This window comes from Leifsonia sp. PS1209, from assembly GCF_012317045.1.
GTDB lineage: Bacteria > Actinomycetota > Actinomycetes > Actinomycetales > Microbacteriaceae > Leifsonia.
Window position 1 is genome coordinate 1,152,028 of record NZ_CP051154.1, and the last position, 16,334, is coordinate 1,168,361.

17 protein-coding genes are annotated in these 16,334 nt (G+C 69.9%); 6 read left to right on the forward strand and 11 right to left on the reverse strand.

What is annotated here, in order from left to right:
• Positions 1 to 2: 2 nt before the first annotated feature.
• Positions 3 to 1,088, reverse strand: coding sequence for an NADH:flavin oxidoreductase/NADH oxidase (locus HF024_RS05510; RefSeq protein WP_168688916.1), 1,086 nt, complete (start codon positions 1,086 to 1,088; stop codon positions 3 to 5).
• Between the two features lie 7 nt (positions 1,089 to 1,095).
• Positions 1,096 to 1,713: an HAD family phosphatase gene (locus HF024_RS05515; RefSeq protein ID WP_085369973.1), complete on the reverse strand. Its 618-nt coding sequence runs from the start codon at positions 1,711 to 1,713 to the stop codon at positions 1,096 to 1,098.
• Positions 1,714 to 1,785: 72 nt separating this feature from the next.
• Between HF024_RS05515 and HF024_RS05520 the strand changes: the two genes are divergently transcribed.
• Entirely contained in the window at positions 1,786 to 2,661 is an 876-nt protein-coding gene (locus tag HF024_RS05520) for an ADP/ATP-dependent (S)-NAD(P)H-hydrate dehydratase (protein ID WP_168690784.1), read from the forward strand.
• Here HF024_RS05520 and HF024_RS05525 read toward each other — a convergent pair.
• Entirely contained in the window at positions 2,642 to 3,349 is a 708-nt protein-coding gene (locus HF024_RS05525; protein ID WP_085369974.1) for a YceI family protein, read from the reverse strand. The genes HF024_RS05520 and HF024_RS05525 overlap by 20 nt on opposite strands.
• A 101-nt stretch (positions 3,350 to 3,450) precedes the next feature.
• Between HF024_RS05525 and HF024_RS05530 the strand changes: the two genes are divergently transcribed.
• The 4 genes from HF024_RS05530 to HF024_RS05545 are packed head-to-tail and all read left to right on the forward strand — an operon-like array spanning position 3,451 to position 6,742.
• Positions 3,451 to 4,800, forward strand: coding sequence for a hypothetical protein (locus HF024_RS05530; RefSeq protein WP_247597319.1), 1,350 nt, complete (start codon positions 3,451 to 3,453; stop codon positions 4,798 to 4,800).
• 37 nt (positions 4,801 to 4,837) lie between these two features.
• Entirely contained in the window at positions 4,838 to 5,146 is a 309-nt protein-coding gene (locus HF024_RS05535) for a thiamine-binding protein (protein ID WP_085369975.1), read from the forward strand.
• Between the two features lie 4 nt (positions 5,147 to 5,150).
• Positions 5,151 to 5,414 (forward strand): hypothetical protein, encoded by a 264-nt coding sequence (locus HF024_RS05540; RefSeq protein ID WP_085369976.1) that lies wholly within the window; start codon positions 5,151 to 5,153, stop codon positions 5,412 to 5,414.
• 38 nt (positions 5,415 to 5,452) lie between these two features.
• Entirely contained in the window at positions 5,453 to 6,742 is a 1,290-nt protein-coding gene (locus tag HF024_RS05545; protein ID WP_168688917.1) for an MFS transporter, read from the forward strand.
• A 37-nt stretch (positions 6,743 to 6,779) separates the two neighbouring features.
• On the opposite strand, the gene HF024_RS05550 is transcribed toward HF024_RS05545, so the two are convergent.
• The 7 genes from HF024_RS05550 to HF024_RS05580 are packed head-to-tail and all read right to left on the reverse strand — an operon-like array spanning position 6,780 to position 13,271.
• On the reverse strand, positions 6,780 to 7,460 hold the full coding sequence (locus HF024_RS05550; RefSeq protein ID WP_210724027.1) for a DNA alkylation repair protein: 681 nt from the start codon (positions 7,458 to 7,460) through the stop codon (positions 6,780 to 6,782).
• Position 7,461: 1 nt separating this feature from the next.
• A complete protein-coding gene (locus tag HF024_RS05555; RefSeq protein WP_085369978.1) occupies positions 7,462 to 8,115 on the reverse strand; it encodes a response regulator transcription factor in 654 nt (217 codons plus the stop codon).
• 43 nt (positions 8,116 to 8,158) lie between these two features.
• Complete coding sequence (locus tag HF024_RS05560) at positions 8,159 to 9,364, reverse strand: hypothetical protein (protein ID WP_168688918.1); 1,206 nt, start codon at positions 9,362 to 9,364, stop codon at positions 8,159 to 8,161.
• Entirely contained in the window at positions 9,361 to 10,527 is a 1,167-nt protein-coding gene (locus HF024_RS05565; RefSeq protein ID WP_085369980.1) for an ATP-binding protein, read from the reverse strand. Before HF024_RS05565 ends, HF024_RS05560 begins: the two co-directional genes overlap by 4 nt.
• A gap of 15 nt (positions 10,528 to 10,542) precedes the next feature.
• Positions 10,543 to 11,748 carry a homoserine O-acetyltransferase gene (locus HF024_RS05570; RefSeq protein ID WP_168688919.1) on the reverse strand — a complete coding sequence of 402 codons (1,206 nt, stop codon included), beginning with the start codon at positions 11,746 to 11,748 and terminating at the stop codon, positions 10,543 to 10,545.
• A 40-nt stretch (positions 11,749 to 11,788) separates the two neighbouring features.
• Positions 11,789 to 12,490: a potassium channel family protein gene (locus HF024_RS05575; RefSeq protein ID WP_168688920.1), complete on the reverse strand. Its 702-nt coding sequence runs from the start codon at positions 12,488 to 12,490 to the stop codon at positions 11,789 to 11,791.
• A gap of 1 nt (position 12,491) precedes the next feature.
• Positions 12,492 to 13,271, reverse strand: a complete 780-nt coding sequence (locus HF024_RS05580; protein WP_085369983.1) for an SDR family oxidoreductase — start codon at positions 13,269 to 13,271, stop codon at positions 12,492 to 12,494.
• Between the two features lie 123 nt (positions 13,272 to 13,394).
• Between HF024_RS05580 and HF024_RS05585 the strand changes: the two genes are divergently transcribed.
• Entirely contained in the window at positions 13,395 to 14,717 is a 1,323-nt protein-coding gene (locus HF024_RS05585) for a bifunctional o-acetylhomoserine/o-acetylserine sulfhydrylase (RefSeq protein WP_168688921.1), read from the forward strand.
• A gap of 92 nt (positions 14,718 to 14,809) precedes the next feature.
• Here the strand turns inward: HF024_RS05585 and HF024_RS05590 are convergent, their stop codons facing one another.
• Positions 14,810 to 16,297: an MFS transporter gene (locus tag HF024_RS05590; RefSeq protein ID WP_168688922.1), complete on the reverse strand. Its 1,488-nt coding sequence runs from the start codon at positions 16,295 to 16,297 to the stop codon at positions 14,810 to 14,812.
• Positions 16,298 to 16,334: the final 37 nt, after the last annotated feature.

Below are 16,334 nucleotides of genomic sequence, written 5' to 3' on the forward strand. Positions count from 1 at the left end.
GACTACCGGCGCCAGCGGGCGCGCAGGTACTGCGGCGGCCAGAAGTCCACCTCGTAGCCCAGCTCGTGCGCGGCGCGGAGCGGGAAGTGCGGGTCTCGGAGCAGTTCGCGCGCCAGCATGACGGCGTCCGCCCTGCCGCTCTCCACGATCTCGGCCGCCTGCTCCGGTGTGGTGATGAGGCCGACGGCACTCACCTCCACCTCTGCGGACGACCGCACGTGCTCGGCGAACGGCACCTGGTAGCCGGGCTCCAGAGGGATGCGGATGCCGCTCTGGATGCCGCCGCTCGAGATGTCGAAGAAGTCGGCTCCCGCATCCTGGGCCCAGCCGGCGACCGTCGCGGTCTGCTGCTCGTCCCAGCCGCCGGGGGTCCAGTCGCTGCCGGAGAACCGGACGAACAGGGGTACGCCGTCGCCGACCTCGGCGCGCACGGCCTCGACGATGCGCAGGAGCAACTGCGCGCGGTTCTCCAGGCTTCCGCCGTATTCGTCTGTGCGCTTGTTGGCGATGGGGGAGAGGAACTGGTGCAGCAGGTAGCCGTGGGCGGCGTGCACTTCGAGCACTTCGAATCCGGCGTCGACGGCGCGGCGGGCCGCTGAGCGGAAGTCGTCGACGATCTTGTCGATGCCGGAGGGGAGGAGCTCGGCCGGGGTGTCCATGTCGCCGAACGCGACGGAGGATGGGGCGACCGTGCGCCAGCCACCCTCGGAGGGCGGGACGCTGCCGGTGCGGTCTTCGTAGCCCCACGCGGGCCAGCTCGACGCCTTGCGGCCGGCGTGAGCGAGCTGCATGCCCGGCACGGCGCCCTGCGAGGCGATGAACGCGGCGATCGGCTTCCACGCGTCGCGCTGCTCGTCGGTCCAGATGCCGGTGTCGCGCGGCGAGATGCGTCCCTCGGCGTTCACCGCGGTGGCCTCGGTGATGACGAGTCCGCTTCCTCCGGTGGCGAAGGAGCCGAGGTGCACGAGGTGCCAGGTCTGCGGGATGCCCGATTCGTCGAGCACAGAGTACTGACACATCGGCGAGGTCCAGATGCGGTTGCGGACCGTGACGTCGCGCAGGGTCAATGGGTCGAAAAGTGTTGCCATGCTGGTTCTAAGCCGCCAGCGCTTCGAGATATGCCCGCAGGTCGGAACCCGTCGTGAACACATGACCGGCGATGCCGAGGTCTTCCGCACCGCGCACGTTGACCTCTTTGTTGTCGATGAAGACCATCTCGGCCGGGGTGATGCCCAGTTCGCGCATGACGTGCTCGAAGATCTCCGCACTCGGCTTGATGGTGCCGAGCTCACCGCTGACGAACACCTGCTCGAACAGGTCGCCGAGGGTGCCGTGCCGGAAGTACGAGCCGAAGTCCCTGCCCGCGTTCGACAGCAGCGCCATCCGCGTGCCGCCCTCGTGCAGGTCGACCAGCACATCCAGGGTGTCGTGGTCGATGCTCAGCCAGCTGCGGAAGTCGGCCAGCCAGAGCCGATGGATCTTCGCATCCCCCCACTGCTCGCCCAGCTCCCTCTCGATGCCGCGCCAGTATTGCTGGATGCTCAGCGTGCCCTGGTCGAGCGCGTCACGATGCCGCCAGTACGCCGGCCAGAACACCTCGGAGTCCCCGCCGGCCAGACCGGCCAGCTGCTCCCTGTCCGCCTCGGACGGCGATGTGGAGATGACCTCGCCGTAGTCGAACACGATGACCTTGCCCGGGATGCTGATACCCATAGAACCGACCTCTTTCCTTCCTCTTGAACCTATCGTGGAGTGAGCGAACGGTCGGCGGCGAACGGAGGAACGGTGGACAACTGGCAGAACTGGGGAGCTGTGGAGAGCGAGCCCTGGATCGCGGTGCCCGGCGAGGCCAGCGACAAGTACACGCGCGGGGTGCTCGGCGTCGTCACCGGTTCCGACCTGTACCCCGGAGCAGCCGTCCTCGGCGTCGAGGCCGCAGCGCGCACCGGGCTCGGGATGATCCGCTACCTCGGCGCGAAGGGCGCTGCCGCCGAGGTGCTGCGCAGGCGGCCGGAGGCTGTCACGGCTCCCGGCAGGGTGCAGGCCTGGCTGATCGGTTCGGGGATGGATGCGTCCCAGCGCCCGGCCGACGACGCCCACCGCCTCGAGGCGGCGCTCGCCGACGGCGCTCCCGTCGTGATCGACGCCGGTGCGCTCGACCTCGTCCACCGCGCCACCGGCCCCGTCGTCATCACCCCGCACTACCGCGAACTCGCCGGGGTGCTCGCCGGCGCGGCCGACGACGACTCCGATGCCGTCACGGCGGACGACATCGCAGCCGACCCGGCCGGCTGGGCCGTGCGGGCGAGTGAGAGCCTCGGTGTCACCGTGCTGCTGAAAGGCCACACCACCTACGTCGCCGGGCCGGACGGCGCGCGCTACGCCGTCACCGCCGGACCGGCGTGGCTCGCGACGGCGGGCAGCGGCGACGTGCTGGGCGGGGTGCTCGGCGCCCTCGTGGCGACGCACGCCGACGAGATCGCCCAGGCGCCCGCATCCACGGTGGCCGCCCTGGCGGCGACCGCCGCATACCTGCACGGCAGAGCTGGCACGGCTGCGTCGAGGGGTGGCCCGATCGTCGCGCTCGACATCGCCGAGGCGCTCCCGGATGCGGTCAGGGAGCTCCTGGACGACGGAGGCGTCAGCCCTTCTTCACGGTGAGCAGGAACTCGACGGAACCGGTCTTCTCCACCGTCACGAAGCCGAGGCTCGGCGCATCCACCCCGTAGTCGGAGAACGTGACGGGGATGCTGCCCGTCAGCGTGCCGCCGTTGCCGTTCAGGGCCACCTGGAGGTCCGCCGTCACCGTCTTGGTCACGCCGTGCATGGTGAGGTCGCCCGTCGCCTTCAGCGTCTGGACGGCACCGGCTTTCGGTGCGCCGTCTGCGGTCACCGGCTGGGTGAGCGTGAAGGTGGCGGTCGGATACCTGTCCGTCTGCAGCGCCGTCGAGCGGAAGTAGCTGTCGCGGGCCGGCTCGTCGGTGGCGATGCTCGCCACATCCACGGTCACGGTCGCCGCGGTCAGCGTGAGGCCGTCGACCGTGAGGTCGCCCGTGACCTTCTCCGTGCGCCCGGTGACGGTGACGTCGACGCCGTTGAGCACCTCCTTCACGCGGTACCCGGCGAACGACCCGTCGCCAACCGTCCACGCGCCGCTCAGGTCGGAGGTGTCGATGGTGGTCTTCGCATCCGGGTCCGGCGTGAGCGAGATGGTCGGGACGGCGGCGGGAGGCGCGGAGATCAGGTCGCGGTAGACGTACGGGCCGGCGATGGCCGCTGCCACCCCGAGCACGAGCACTCCGGCTGCGACGCCGATCCAGACTTTCGACGAGGTCCGTAAAGGTGACATGTCATCGAGCGTATGGAACGGGCATGTCGACTTCCTGAGAGTGTTCGATGGAGTGCCTGGATCGTCGGCCGCGCATCCCGTCGGAGCGGCAGGAGGGGGGAGTGGGCCGCTACGATGACCGCATGGGGATCGAGGCGACACGGGTTCCTGCTCCGGCGTCCCCGAGCACGCTGCGGCGCGTCGCCGCCAGCCCGCTCAGCCTGTGGATCGCCTTCCTCTCCGTGCACCTGCTGCTCGGCGGGCTCGCACTGCACGGCAACGGGATGGGCCTCGGCGACGTCTACCTCGTCTACAAGCCGTGGGCGCAGCTGGCCGCGCAGGGCACCTCCATCGTCGGCGTGAGCACGGACTGGGTCTACCCGTTCGCCGCCCTCGTCCCGATCATGCTGCCGCTGCTGGCCGGGGCGGACAACTATGTCGGCGGCTGGCTCACCCTGGTGCTGCTGGTGGATGCGGCTGCGTTCGCCGTGCTGATCGGCGGCAGGGAGCGCAGGCGGCTGGCCGCAGGCTGGTGGTGGCTCGCCTTCCTCCTGCTGCTCGGTCCGATCGCCGTCGGACGCCTCGACGCCGTCTCCGTCGCGCTCGCCATCGTCGGGCTGCTCTGGCTGACGCTGCACGAGCGCGCCGCCGTCGTCACGCTCACCGTCGCCACCTGGATCAAGGTCTGGCCCGCCGCGCTCATCGTGGCCGCCGTGATCGCCCTGCGTAGCAGGTGGCGCATCGTCGTCACCGCCGCGGTGACCAGCCTGGTGATCGTGATCGTCCCGCTCATCTTCGGGGCCGGGATGCACGTGCTCAGCTTCATCACGGCGCAGACCGGCCGCGGGCTGCAGATCGAGGCGCCGGTCAGCACGATCTGGATGTGGCAGGCCGCCTTCCACGTGCCGGATGCCGTCGTGTACTACGACAGGGACATCCTCACCTTCCAGGTCACCGGCGCAGGCAGCGTCACGGCGGCATCGCTGATGAACCCGCTGCTCGCCGTCTGCTCGGTGGTCGTCGCGCTGATCGGGATCCGGGCGGTGCGGAGGGGCACGCCGGTCACGCGCATCCTGCCCGAGCTGACGCTGGCGCTGGTCAGCGCCTTCATCGCGTTCAACAAGGTCGGCTCGCCGCAGTACGTCGCCTGGCTGGCGGTGCCGGTGGTGCTCGGGCTGGTGTACCAGGGGCGCGGGTTCCGCATCCCGGCCATCCTGGTGACCGTCACGGCGGCGCTCACGCAGCTCATCTACCCGTACCTCTACGACTGGCTGCTCAGCGTGCATCCCGCGATGGTCGCGGTGCTCACCGTGCGCAACCTGATGTATTTCGTGGTGCTGGGCTGGGCGATCGCGGCGCTCTGGCGCGGGCCGCGCGGCACGGAGGCCGATGCGGACTCGCTGCCGCAGCACGCGTGGCCGTTCCGCGCTCCGAAGCAGGAGCCATCGGCCGACCCGGTGGCTAGGCTGTAGTCGCGGCCGGAGTGCAGCGGCTGCGCGAGGAGGAATCATGCTGGTCGCGTTCTCTGTCGCACCGAGTGGGGGAGAGGGGCCGGACGCCTCCGTGCACGATGCGGTCGCCGCAGCGGTGCGGATCGTGCGCGAGTCCGGGCTGCCGAACCACACCGACGCGATGTTCACCACCGTCGAGGGCGAGTGGGATGAGGTGTTCGACGTCGTCAAACGGGCGACGGAGGCCGTCGCCGCGTTCGGCACACGGGTGTCGCTCGTGCTGAAGGCGGACATCCGGCCGGGCTACACCGGGGAGCTCTCCGGCAAGGTCGAGCGGCTCGAAGCGGCGCTCGACCGCGAGGCGTGACGCCGTGACCGTGTCGGACTGGGTGCTTCCCATCGTCGTGGCGTTCTACCTGTATTGGCCGGTGGTCGCCGTCGTGGCGATCCTGGTGCTCGGCCCACTGCTCGGGTTCGTGATCGTCGCCGTGGTCGGAGCGATCCGCGCGGGCGTCGCCGGCCGGGAGGAGGACGACCAGGAGGCGACCGACGAGCTGTTCAGCGAGCTGGAGGGGTTGGGCGCGCATCCGGAGGAGCGCGTCACTGGTGTCACCGCTCGAAACGATTCGATATAGGATTTTCGGGTGACCCCGACGCTTTCCGGGCCGAGCGCGTGAGCGCCGCCCCGACCACCCAGACCTCCACACCCCGACTCACTCCTGCGCGCACCAGGCTGGCGCTGCTCGCGCTCGCTCTCGGCGGCTTCGGCATCGGCTCGACCGAGTTCGTCGCGATGGGGCTGCTGCCGAACATCGCCCACGACCTGCTGCCCGCCGTCTACGCGGCCTCCCCGTCCGACGCGAACGCGCAGGCGGGCTGGGCGATCTCGGCATACGCGCTCGGCGTCGTGGTCGGCGCCCCGACCATCGCGGCGTTCGCCGCCCGACTGCCGCGCAAGCAGCTGCTGCTCTGGCTGCTCGTCGCGTTCACCCTCGGCACCGTGGCGTCCGCGCTCGCGCCGACCTTCCAGCTGGTGCTGGTGGCCCGGTTCATCAGCGCGCTGCCGCACGGCGCGTACTTCGGGATCGCCTCCCTCGTGGCCGCGTCGCTGATGGGGCCGGGCAAGCGCGGGCAGGGCGTCGCGTTCGTGCTCTCCGGGCTGACGATCGCGAACGTGATCGGCGTCCCTCTGATCACCTGGCTGGGGCAGACGCACGGCTGGCGTGCCGCATACCTCGTGGTCGCGGGGATCTTCGCTCTCACGTTCGTCGCGGTGGCCACGCTCGTGCCCTGGCAGGCCGGCAACCCGAAGGCGACGATGGCGAACGAGCTGAAGGCGTTCAGCCGCCTGCAGGTCTGGCTGGCGCTCCTCATCGGTGCCATCGGATTCGGTGGCTTCTTCGCGGTGTACACGTATGTCGCGCCGATGGTGACGACCATCACCGGGCTGAAAGAGTCGGCGGTGCCGCTGGTGCTCATCCTGATCGGCCTCGGGATGACGGTCGGCAACCTGATTGGCGGACGCGTCGCCGACCGCGCCCTCAGACCCGGGATGCTCGCGTTCTTCGTCATCCTGCTGCTCGGCCTCGGCGCGCTCTACTTCACCGCCTCCACGGTGGTGGGGCTGCTCGTGTCGCTGTTCGTGATCTCGGCCGCCTGCTGTGCGATGTCCCCGACCATCCAGACCAGGCTGATGGATGTGGCGCACGAGAGCCAGTCGATCGCGGCAGCACTCAACCACTCCGCCCTCAACATCGCGAACGCGGCGGGAGCGTACCTCGGCGGCCTGACGATCGCGGCGGGCTTCGGCTATCTGTCGCCGGTGGTGGTCGGCGCGATCCTCTGCGTCGCCGGGATCGCGCTCGCGGTCGTGTCGTTCTCGATCGACCGCTCGCGCGAGCGCCGCGGCGTCGACACCGGCGTGGTGCACGCGCAGCGTCCAGACCCGCTGCCGGTGGACTGAGCGGCGCAGGCCGCGGAGGCCGAAGCCGCCTGGGCCGCTACGCCTGCTCGCGGCGCCGGACGAGCTCCGCGATCCACAGCGGGGCGTACGGCGAGGTGCAGCCGGGCGGCGTCGGGTAGTCCTTGAGCACTCCGAGGCGTTCGCCGATGGCCATCGCTCTGGCGCGCAACGCGCCGTCGTGGATGCCGATGGTCGCCAGGCACTCGTTCATCGACCACTGCAGGCGGTCGGGGGCGTCCTTCAGTTCGGCCTCGATGCTGTCGAGCAGGCCGGGGAGGTCGAGGCCGTCCGGGTTCTTCGCGACGCGGTCGCTGGTCAGCGCCCAGCCGGCGCTCGCCACCACGGGATCGTCGTCGGCCAGCCACGAAACGCGCAGCTCCTCGGCGTGCCTGCTCTTCTTGACCACGTAAGAGATCAGCCAGTCGTGCACTTTGGGCACGCGCGCATCCCGGATCATCGCATCCAGGTCGGCGGCGATGTATTCCCGAGGTCGGCCGATCAGGATGGCGACCAGGCGCGCCGCCGTGCCGCCGGTGTCCCACAGCTCCGCGGCGAGGGCGGGGTCCGTTCCCACGTTCTTCGCGACAGCGCGCAGCTTCGTGAGGTTGACGCCGTGGTCGTCCCCGTGCCGTTCGTTGACGGCGCGGACGCGGGGGTCTTCGAGAGCCGCGAGCTCGGCGAGCACGTCGCCGAGCACCGCGCCGCTCCTCACGGACACGTCAGTCGTTCTGCAGCAGGATGCCGTCTTGGATGGCGCGCTTGCGGAGGGCCACCTTCGTGCCGACGTCGTACCCGGCCACGCGGTACTTCTCGCGGATGCGCTTGAGGTAGCTCTTGGCGGTCTCGTCGGAGATGCCGAGCTGGAAGGCGACGGCCTTCACCGGCTCGCCTGCGCCGTACAGCGCCATCACGCGGCGCTCCTGCGCGCTCAGCTTGGGCGCGCCGCCGACCTCTCCCGAGTTCAGCGCGAGATCGAGCTCGGCCGAGATGAACGACTCGCCCTTGCGGGCGGCGCGGATCGCCTCGACGATCATCTCCGCGTCCTCGCTCTTCACCAGGTAGCCGAGCGCGCCGGCCGCGATGGCCTCGCGCACCACGGCGGGCTCGGAGTACGTGCTCATCAGGACGGTGCGGACGCCGGTGGTCTTCAGGGTCGACAGCTTCAGCGAGACGGGGATGTTGTCTTTGAGGTCGAGGTCGAGCAGGACGACGTCGACGGGGAACTCGGGGTGCGTGAGGAGTTCGGGCCAGCTGGCTACGGCTGCGACCATCCGGATGTCGTCCGCGGCGTTGCGGATCCACTCGGTCAGTGCCCCGAGCAGCATCTTGTGATCGTCGACGATCGCGATTCTGATGGGAGGTGCCTCGGTCACGGGCTGCCTTTCTTGACGGTAGAGGGAGCCGACGGTGCTGCTGTCAGGCGAGATCGGCCGAGCTGTCGCTCACACTGGTGATCTCGATGCGCAGCGTCGATCCCGCGAAGGTCTCGACGTACCGGCCCACCTTACGGATAGCTTGCCATGCGGCGGGGTCCACCCCGTTTCGCGGCACACCGGTGGTCGAAATCACGATCGATATTCTGGCACCCGGATTGGGGTCGCCGTGCTCTGGCGCGCTGGGACGGCTGAGGTCGAGCGTCAGACTGCGCGGCTGGGACGCTCCCTGCCGCACCGGATCGCTGATCAGCAGCCACACCGCGGTCAGCAGCCCGTCGCGCTGATCGCGGGTGAGCGCAGCGGCGAGCCCCTCGCTGTCGGTCAGCGCCACCGCCGGTCCGAGCAGCGCGGACTCCGTCACGGCGTGGTACAGCCAGGTCTCCTTGCGGCCCTGGATGAGGTGCAAGCGCAGCTCGGTGGCGATGCTCGACGCCGCAGACGCCGTCTCCTCGTTCAGCGGCAGGGTGGTGCGTCCGCTCGCGACGCCGTCGAGCAGGCGCTCTGCGGCGAGGTCGAGCCTGGCCAGCTCCTCGGAGGCGAGCATCCCGACCGCGTATCCGGGGGAGGAGACCGTGCTCTGCACCTGCACGAGGTCGAGCTCCAACTGGATGAGCGTGCGCAGCGACCGCACGATCTGCACGCCGAGCAGCGGGGGAGCGACGCTCAGCGCGATGGTGACGAACGCCGGCCCGAGCGCGGAGAGGTCGTGCTGGCCGCGGAGGGCGAACTCGCCCGCGAGCACGACGCCCAGGCCGATGGATGCGACGACGATGTCCGACGGGGGACGCGCGGCCACGCAGAGCAGCAGCGCGGACCCGACGGCGACGGCGGCGGTCGGCTGCGCACCCGTGTCGCCGGGAGCCCAGGTCCCCACCACGTCGAGGGCGACGACCGCCGCGCAGATCGCGATGGCCGTGTAGAACATCCCGTTGGGCAGTTCGTCCGGCAGCCGCGGCCGGACGATCACGGCGGCGACGAGGGTGACGAGCAGCCCCGCCCACGCCGCCAGGGAGAGCGGCAGGGCGGTGTAGCTGCCCAGGTTGATCAGCATCACGGCTAGCTGGAACGCGATGAGGGCGAAGGCGGCCACGTTGAAGCCGATGTCGAGCCTGGCGCGGCCCAGCGCATCCCGTTCGCTGTCGCTGCCGACGCGCCTGGACAGGGTCTCCTCCGTCGTGCGGGTCATTTCGGCACCTCGAGGACGACGGTCGTGCCGCTGCCCGGCGAGGAGAACAGGCGGGCGTTGCCGCCCACCTCCCTCAGCCGGGCGACGATCGACTCGGTGAAGCCGAGCCTGCCCTGTTCGATCGTGCTCACGTCGAAGCCTTTGCCGGAGTCGGTGACCATCGCGCGCACCGTCGTCTCGTCATCGGTGATCGTGACGTGCGCCTCGTTGACGCCGGAGTGCCTGCGCACGTTCTCCAGGCACTCGCCGAGCGCCAGCAGGAACGCATCCAGGATGTCGCTCGGCAGCAGCACCTGACCCGTGCCGTGCCAGTTCACTTCGAGGCCCATCCTGCGGAACCGCTGCTTGACGGACTCGAGCGTGTTGCCGAGCGTCGACTCCTCGACCGGCTTGAGCTTGTAGTCGCCGGAGCGGGTGGGGTCCGGGGTGAAGCCGAGTCGCAGCTGGCGGAGCAGTGCGGCATCCTCGCCGGCCTGTTCGCGGAGCGCGCCGGCGCTGACGCCGACGCCGGAGTGCGCGAGCAGCGTCAGGGTCGCCAGCACCGTGTCGTGCAGCAGCCGCGCCCCCTGGCGGCGACGCGCCTCCGTCTCGCTCGCCTGGCGCTCGACCCGGTATGCGCGGCTCATCGTCGAGATGCGCGTCAGGGTGCGGGGAACGGTGCGCGACAGCCACACGCCCGTGGCGGTGAGGGCGACCCAGCCTGCGACCGTGAAGATCAGCGGTTCGCCCCGCTGGGAGTCGGTGAGCACGAGCGTTGCGGACTCGGCCGCGAGGGTGACGACGGAGGCGCCGACCAGCAGCCCGACCCTCCCGCGCGAGGTCACGGTCGGGATGGCGACGCTCGCGACGGCCGCTCCCGCGATCATCCCGACCGCGCTGAGCGCCGCGGGGCCGAGGGGCACATCCGGCAGCAGGTTGAGCAGGACGATCGCCGCGCCAGCGACGACGATGACCACCACCCAGACCTCGGTGTGCGCCAGCGACGCCAGCTGGAACTGCGCGTACGCGAGGCAGGCGAGCAGCACGACGGCCGCCAGATACAGCGGAAGCGGGAGGGTGCCCGGGATGCTCAGGCAGAGCAGGGAGGTCGCAGTCGCAGTGAGGCCGATGTTCCTCGCCGTCATCGCGAGGAGACGATCACGCTCCTTCTGGATGCGCGACATGCTCCTCCGTTCCGCTCAGGCGGCGAACAGCCTGCGCAGCTGATCGCTCACGGCATCGTCCTCGATGAGGAATCCGTCATGCCCGAAGTCCGACTCTATTACGACCGGCTCCGTTCCGTCGATGGTGGCGGGGAGGTGCGCGGCGATCTGCTGCTGCCCTTCGACCGGGAACAGCCTGTCGCTGTCGATGCCGACCGCCAGGGTGCGCGCGGTGACGCGTGCCAGCGCGGCGGCGAGCCCGCCCCTGTCGCGGCCGATGTCGTGCGAGTTCATCGCCTGCACCAGGGTGATGTAGCTGTTCGCGTCGAAGCGCCTGGTGAACTTGTTCCCGTGGAAGTCGAGGTACGACTCCACGGCGAAGCGTCCGTTGTCGCCGAGCGGGCTGATCTCGCTCTGCCATGCGCGCTCGAACCGTCCGTTCAGCTCGGACGAGCTGCGGTAGCTGATCAGCGCCATCCGGCGGGCGAGCGCGAGACCCTGGTGCGGTCCGTTGCCGTCTCCGGCGTCGTAGTAGAGGCCGCCGCGGAACAGCGGGTCGGTGCGCACCGCCTCGATCTGCACGGAGTTGAGCGCGATCTGGTCGGCCGTGGAGAACGGGGGAGCGGCGATCACGGCGAGCCGTTCGACGCGCTCCGGGTAGCTGACCGCCCACTCGAGCGCCTGCATCCCGCCCATCGAACCGCCGACCACGGCCGCCCAGCGGTCGATGCCGATCGCGTCGGCGAAAGCGGCCTGCGCGTTCACCTGGTCCCGGATGCTCGTGAACGGGAAGCGCGGCCCCCACTCCGTGCCGTCCGGGGCGATGGAGGCGGGTCCGGTCGTCCCCTGGCAGCCGCCGAGCATGTTCGGCACGACCACGAAGAACCGGTCGGTGTCGATCGCCTTGCCCGGCCCGATGATGCCCTGCCACCACCCGGCGGTCGGGTGTCCAGGGCCGGCGCTGCCGACCGCGTGGCTGTCGCCGGTGAGGGCGTGCAGCACCAGCACGGCGTTGTCGCGTTCAGCGGACAGCGTGCCCCAGGACTCGTACGCGACGCGCACATACGGGATGCGCTGCCCGCTCTCGAAGGCGAACTCGCCGATGCCGGCGAACGAGCGGGAGCCCTCGGGGTCCGACTCCTTCCAGGCGCCACTCGCCGGAGGCTTGCCGAGGAGCGACCTCGCTTGGGCGTCCGTGATGAAACTCGACGGGGCCGTATCGGCGGATGTCTGCCACTCCATGTCTCCATACTGGCTCAGTGCGGGAGGGAGGGCGTGCGTGTTACGCGGGCTCGTCCGGCTGGTGCTCCGGCTCGTGCTCGTCGTGCTGCTCGTGGTCCTTCGGCGGGCGCAGGCGCTGCGACTGCTCGTTGATGTACGACACGATCGTCGCGCTCGCCGTGCCGACGATGGCGATGCCGCCGATCATCAGCACGACGGCCAGGATGCGCCCGGCGACGGTCACCGGCACGAAGTCGCCGTAGCCGACCGTCGCCATCGTGACGCACGCCCACCACACCGCGTCGCCGAAGCTCACGATCGTGGCGTGCGGCGCATACCGCTCCGCCTGGTAGACCGCCAGCGCGATGACGTAGACGAACATCACCACCGTCGTCGCGGCCACGATCAGCACCCGCCTGCGCACATGCGACGGCGACCGGCCGCGCAGCAACGGGATGCGGTGCAGCTCGCGCAGCAGCCGGAACGGCCTCGCCACGGGGAACAGCACGGAGGCCAGGTCGATCGGGTTCTTCCTGACGAACAGCCACTTCTGCCGGCTCAGCACCAGCCGCACGACGTAGTCGACGAGGAAGGCAACCCACACGACGAACAGCACGCCGTTGAGCAGCGCGCCCAGCCACGCCGGGCGCGACGGCTGCAGGATCGACCACGAGTACGCGACGAGGAACAGCACGCTGGCGACGAGCAGCGGCCACGCCGTCCGGTCCTCCCAGACGGTCCTCCTGCTCTCGTCGCCCGCCATCTCAGTCGCCGTCGACCCGCAGCTCGCCCTTGTGGAACCGGTACGGCGCGGCCTGTGCGACCGGTTTGATCACGATCAGGTCGAGGTCGACATGCCGTGGCCGTTCCAGCGCATCCACGATGGTCGCCGCCACGTCGTCGGCCGACAGCGGCTCCGGCACGTCCTCGTAGACCGCATCCCGTTTCTGCTTGTCTCCGCCGAACCTGACCAGAGAGAACTCCTCGGTCGCCACCATGCCCGGCGCGACCTCGATCACCCGGATGGGCTCGCCGTTCAGCTCCAGCCGCAGCACCTCGGTGAGGGCGTGCTCGGCGAACTTCGCCGCGTTGTACCCTCCGCCTCCCACGTACGCCGTGTGCCCGGCGATCGAGGTGAGGTTCAGGATGTCGGCGTGGCCGGTCTGCCGCGCGCCCTCCCTCAGCAGGGGGAGCAGCGCGGTGATGACGCGCTTGGTCGCGATGACGTTGATCTCGTACATCCACACCCAGTCGTCCACGTCCGACTTCTCGACGGAGTCGAGGCCGCGCGCGCCTCCCGCGTTGTTGACGAGCGCGTGGATGGGGCCGGTCGCCTCGAGGTGGGAGCGCAGCGCATCCACGTCCTCCTGCCTGGTGAGGTCGGCGGCGAAGACGTCGGCGCCGGTCTCTTCGGCCAGTGCGGAGAGCCGGTCGGCCCTGCGGGCCACCCCGACCACATCCCACCCGTGCGACCGGAACAGCCGGACGGCCGCCTCCCCGATCCCGGAACTGGCACCCGTCACAACGACCCGTCTCACGCTCATGCGCCTATTCTTCACGGATTACGGCATGTTGCGCGCGCATTGCCCGCACCTGCCCGCGCGTCTAGCCTGCTGTTGAGGCGGTGGCAGACCGCTCGACACGCATCCCACCCGAAGGAGTGAGCCATGACCGACGCCGCCGACTGGCAGTTCGAGACCAAGCAGATCCACACCGGTGCAGCACCCGACCCGGTGACGAACGCTCGCGCCACGCCGATCTACCAGACCACCTCGTACGTGTTCAACAACGCAGAGCACGCCAAGAACCTGTTCGCGCTCGCCGAGTTCGGCAACATCTACACGCGCATCCAGAACCCGACGCAGGCCGTCGTCGAGGAGCGCGTCGCCGCGCTCGAAGGGGGCACCGGCGCCCTCCTCGTCGCCTCCGGCCAGGCCGCGGAGACCTTCGCCGTGCTGAACATCGCGCAGGCCGGCGACCACATCGTGTCGTCCAGCTCGATCTACGGCGGGACGTACAACCTCTTCAAGTACACCCTCGCCAAGCTCGGCATCGAGACCACGTTCGTGGAGAACCAGGACGACGCCGACGAGTGGCGCCGCGCCGTCCGCCCGAACACCAAGCTGTTCTTCGCGGAGACCATCGGCAACCCGAAGATCAACATCCTCGACATCGCGCTGGTCGCGGACGTCGCCCACGAGTCCGGCGTCCCGCTGATCGTGGACAACACCATCGCGACCCCGTACCTCATCCGCCCGTTCGAGCACGGCGCGGACATCGTCGTGCACTCCGCCACCAAGTTCCTCGGCGGACACGGGACGGTCATCGGCGGCGTGATCGTCGACGGAGGAAAGTTCGCCTGGACCGAGAACGCGGAAAAGTTCCCCGGCCTCACCCAGCCGGACCCGTCGTACCACGGCGCGGTGTACACGGCTGCGGTCGGCGACGGCCTCGCATACATCATCAAGGCCCGCGTCCAGCTGCTCCGCGACCTCGGAGCGGCCATCGCCCCGGCCAGCGCGTGGCAGCTCATCCAGGGCATCGAGACCCTGTCGCTGCGCGTCGAGCGCCACGTGCAGAACGCGCAGGAGATCGCCGAGTTCCTCGAGAACCACCCGGATGTGGCGAGCGTCAACTACTCGGGGCTGCCCACCAGCCCCTGGTACGCGGCGGCCAACAAGTACGCCCCCAAGGGCGTCGGAGCCGTGCTCTCGTTCGAGCTCAAGGGCGGGGTGGATGCGGGCCGCGCGCTCGTCGACAACCTCAGCCTGTTCAGCCACCTCGCCAACATCGGCGACGTGCGCAGCCTGGTCATCCACCCGGCGTCGACCACGCACTCGCAGCTGACTCCCGAGCAGCAGCTCACCGCCGGCGTCACGCCCGGCCTGGTGCGCCTCTCGGTCGGACTCGAGAACATCGACGACCTGAAGACCGACCTGCAGGCCGGCCTGACGGCCGCCCGCTCCGTCGTGGAGGCAGCGCGCGCCTAGCCGCCGCCGCACCGCATCGACGAGATGCCAGTAACTGTGCCGAATCCCGGGCGATTCGCGACAGTTGCTGGCATCTCGCGTTTGCGGCGTGGTCAGATCACCGGCGACTCCGCCGCGACGACGTCCGGCTCGGGCTCCGCGCCCGCGTCTGCGTCGGCGAAGGCGAGCTTCGGGACGAAGAAGAGCAGCACGGCGGCGACGATGGCGCCGAGCCCGCAGATGGTCCACACGAGCATGTACCCGAACAGGCTCGCGGCCGTCGCCGTGACGGTCGCGGCCCCGGTCAGCAGGACGACGCCGAAGACGGCGGAGGCGAACGAGCCGCCGATGGTCTTGGTCGTGTTGGTGAGGGCCGTGGCGATCCCGGTCTGGCCGCGCGGAGCAGCCGCGGCGGCCGCCGCGGGGAGCGCGCCGACCAGCGCCCCGGAGCCGATGCCCGCGATCGCCATGTTGGTGAACACCTGCCACGTCTCGGCGTGGAACGGCAGGAACAGCAAATAGCCGATTCCCACCAGGAACGCGGCGACGATCAGGGTCACCCGGGGACTCAGCCACGACGACACCACGGGGAACAGCACGGCGCCGACGATCATCGAGATCAGGTATGCGCCGATCAGGATGCTGCGCTGACCGGCGGACAGGCCGAGCCCGTAGCCGTTCACCGGGTTTGTGCCCGCGAAGGTGCTGAGCGGGGCCTGCGCGCCCAGCAGGCTGATGCCGATGAGACCGGCCGTGAGCTGCACGGGCCACATGTTCGGGCGGCGCAGCACCCGCAGGTCGATCGCCGGGTCGTCCTGCTTCAGCTCCCAGCGGCCGAACGGGATGAACGTGAGCACGCCGACCGCGATCAGCACCCAGACCCACCAGGTGCCGACGCCGTTGATGCGCAGGAACGTGAGGCCTGAGGTGATCAGCAGGAGGCCGAGCGTCAGGATGGTGAAGCCCACCGCATCCAGTCGTCTGCCCGGCACCGGCTCGGACTCCGGCACGCCGAACAGGATGGCGAAGAAGACGAGCGTGACGGCCACGGCGGGCACGATCAGCGTGAGGGTCACGTTCTTGCCCAGCGCCTCGAACAGCAGGCCGGCGCCGACGGCGCCGACGATCGCCCCGCCCTCCAGCGCGACCACCAGGAGCCCGGCCGCCTTGCGCGTCTGCGACGCTGCGGTGCCGGTGCGGCGGCCACGGTCGAAGATCAGCGCGACCTCGAGCGGCAGCCACACCACGTAGAAGCCTTGCAGGGCGAAGGCGATGAGGAACGTCGTGAAGTTGCTGGAGAACGCCAGCGCCCACGTCGCCAGGGCGGTGAGCACGGTGGCGACCAGCAGGATGCGCTTGTGCCCGAACATGTCGCCGAGCTTGGCGAGCACGGGAACCACCAGGGCGGACAGCAGCAGCTGAGCGGCCTCGAACCAGTTGTAGTCGGCGTCGTGGATGCCCAGATGCTGCACGATGTCGGAGATCAGCGGAACGTAGTATCCCTGCAGAATCCCGCTCGTGACCTCGACGAAGGCGAGCCACCCGATCAGTCCGGCGGTCACGCCGAGCGCGACCCTGGACCCTGTCCTCCCTGACACCATTTCTGGATGCTAACAGCAGCGCGACCGCGACCGGTAT

Coding starts and splice junctions, on each gene's coding strand:
- HF024_RS05510 (WP_168688916.1), bottom strand. CDS start 1,088: ATGGCAACACTTTTCGACCCATTGACCCTGCGCGACGTCACGGTCCGC.
- HF024_RS05515 (WP_085369973.1), bottom strand. CDS start 1,713: ATGGGTATCAGCATCCCGGGCAAGGTCATCGTGTTCGACTACGGCGAG.
- HF024_RS05525 (WP_085369974.1), bottom strand. CDS start 3,349: ATGTCACCTTTACGGACCTCGTCGAAAGTCTGGATCGGCGTCGCAGCC.
- HF024_RS05535 (WP_085369975.1), top strand. CDS start 4,838: ATGCTGGTCGCGTTCTCTGTCGCACCGAGTGGGGGAGAGGGGCCGGAC.
- HF024_RS05560 (WP_168688918.1), bottom strand. CDS start 9,364: ATGACCCGCACGACGGAGGAGACCCTGTCCAGGCGCGTCGGCAGCGAC.
- HF024_RS05565 (WP_085369980.1), bottom strand. CDS start 10,527: ATGTCGCGCATCCAGAAGGAGCGTGATCGTCTCCTCGCGATGACGGCG.
- HF024_RS05570 (WP_168688919.1), bottom strand. CDS start 11,748: ATGGAGTGGCAGACATCCGCCGATACGGCCCCGTCGAGTTTCATCACG.
- HF024_RS05575 (WP_168688920.1), bottom strand. CDS start 12,490: ATGGCGGGCGACGAGAGCAGGAGGACCGTCTGGGAGGACCGGACGGCG.
- HF024_RS05580 (WP_085369983.1), bottom strand. CDS start 13,271: ATGAGCGTGAGACGGGTCGTTGTGACGGGTGCCAGTTCCGGGATCGGG.
- HF024_RS05585 (WP_168688921.1), top strand. CDS start 13,395: ATGACCGACGCCGCCGACTGGCAGTTCGAGACCAAGCAGATCCACACC.
- HF024_RS05590 (WP_168688922.1), bottom strand. CDS start 16,297: ATGGTGTCAGGGAGGACAGGGTCCAGGGTCGCGCTCGGCGTGACCGCC.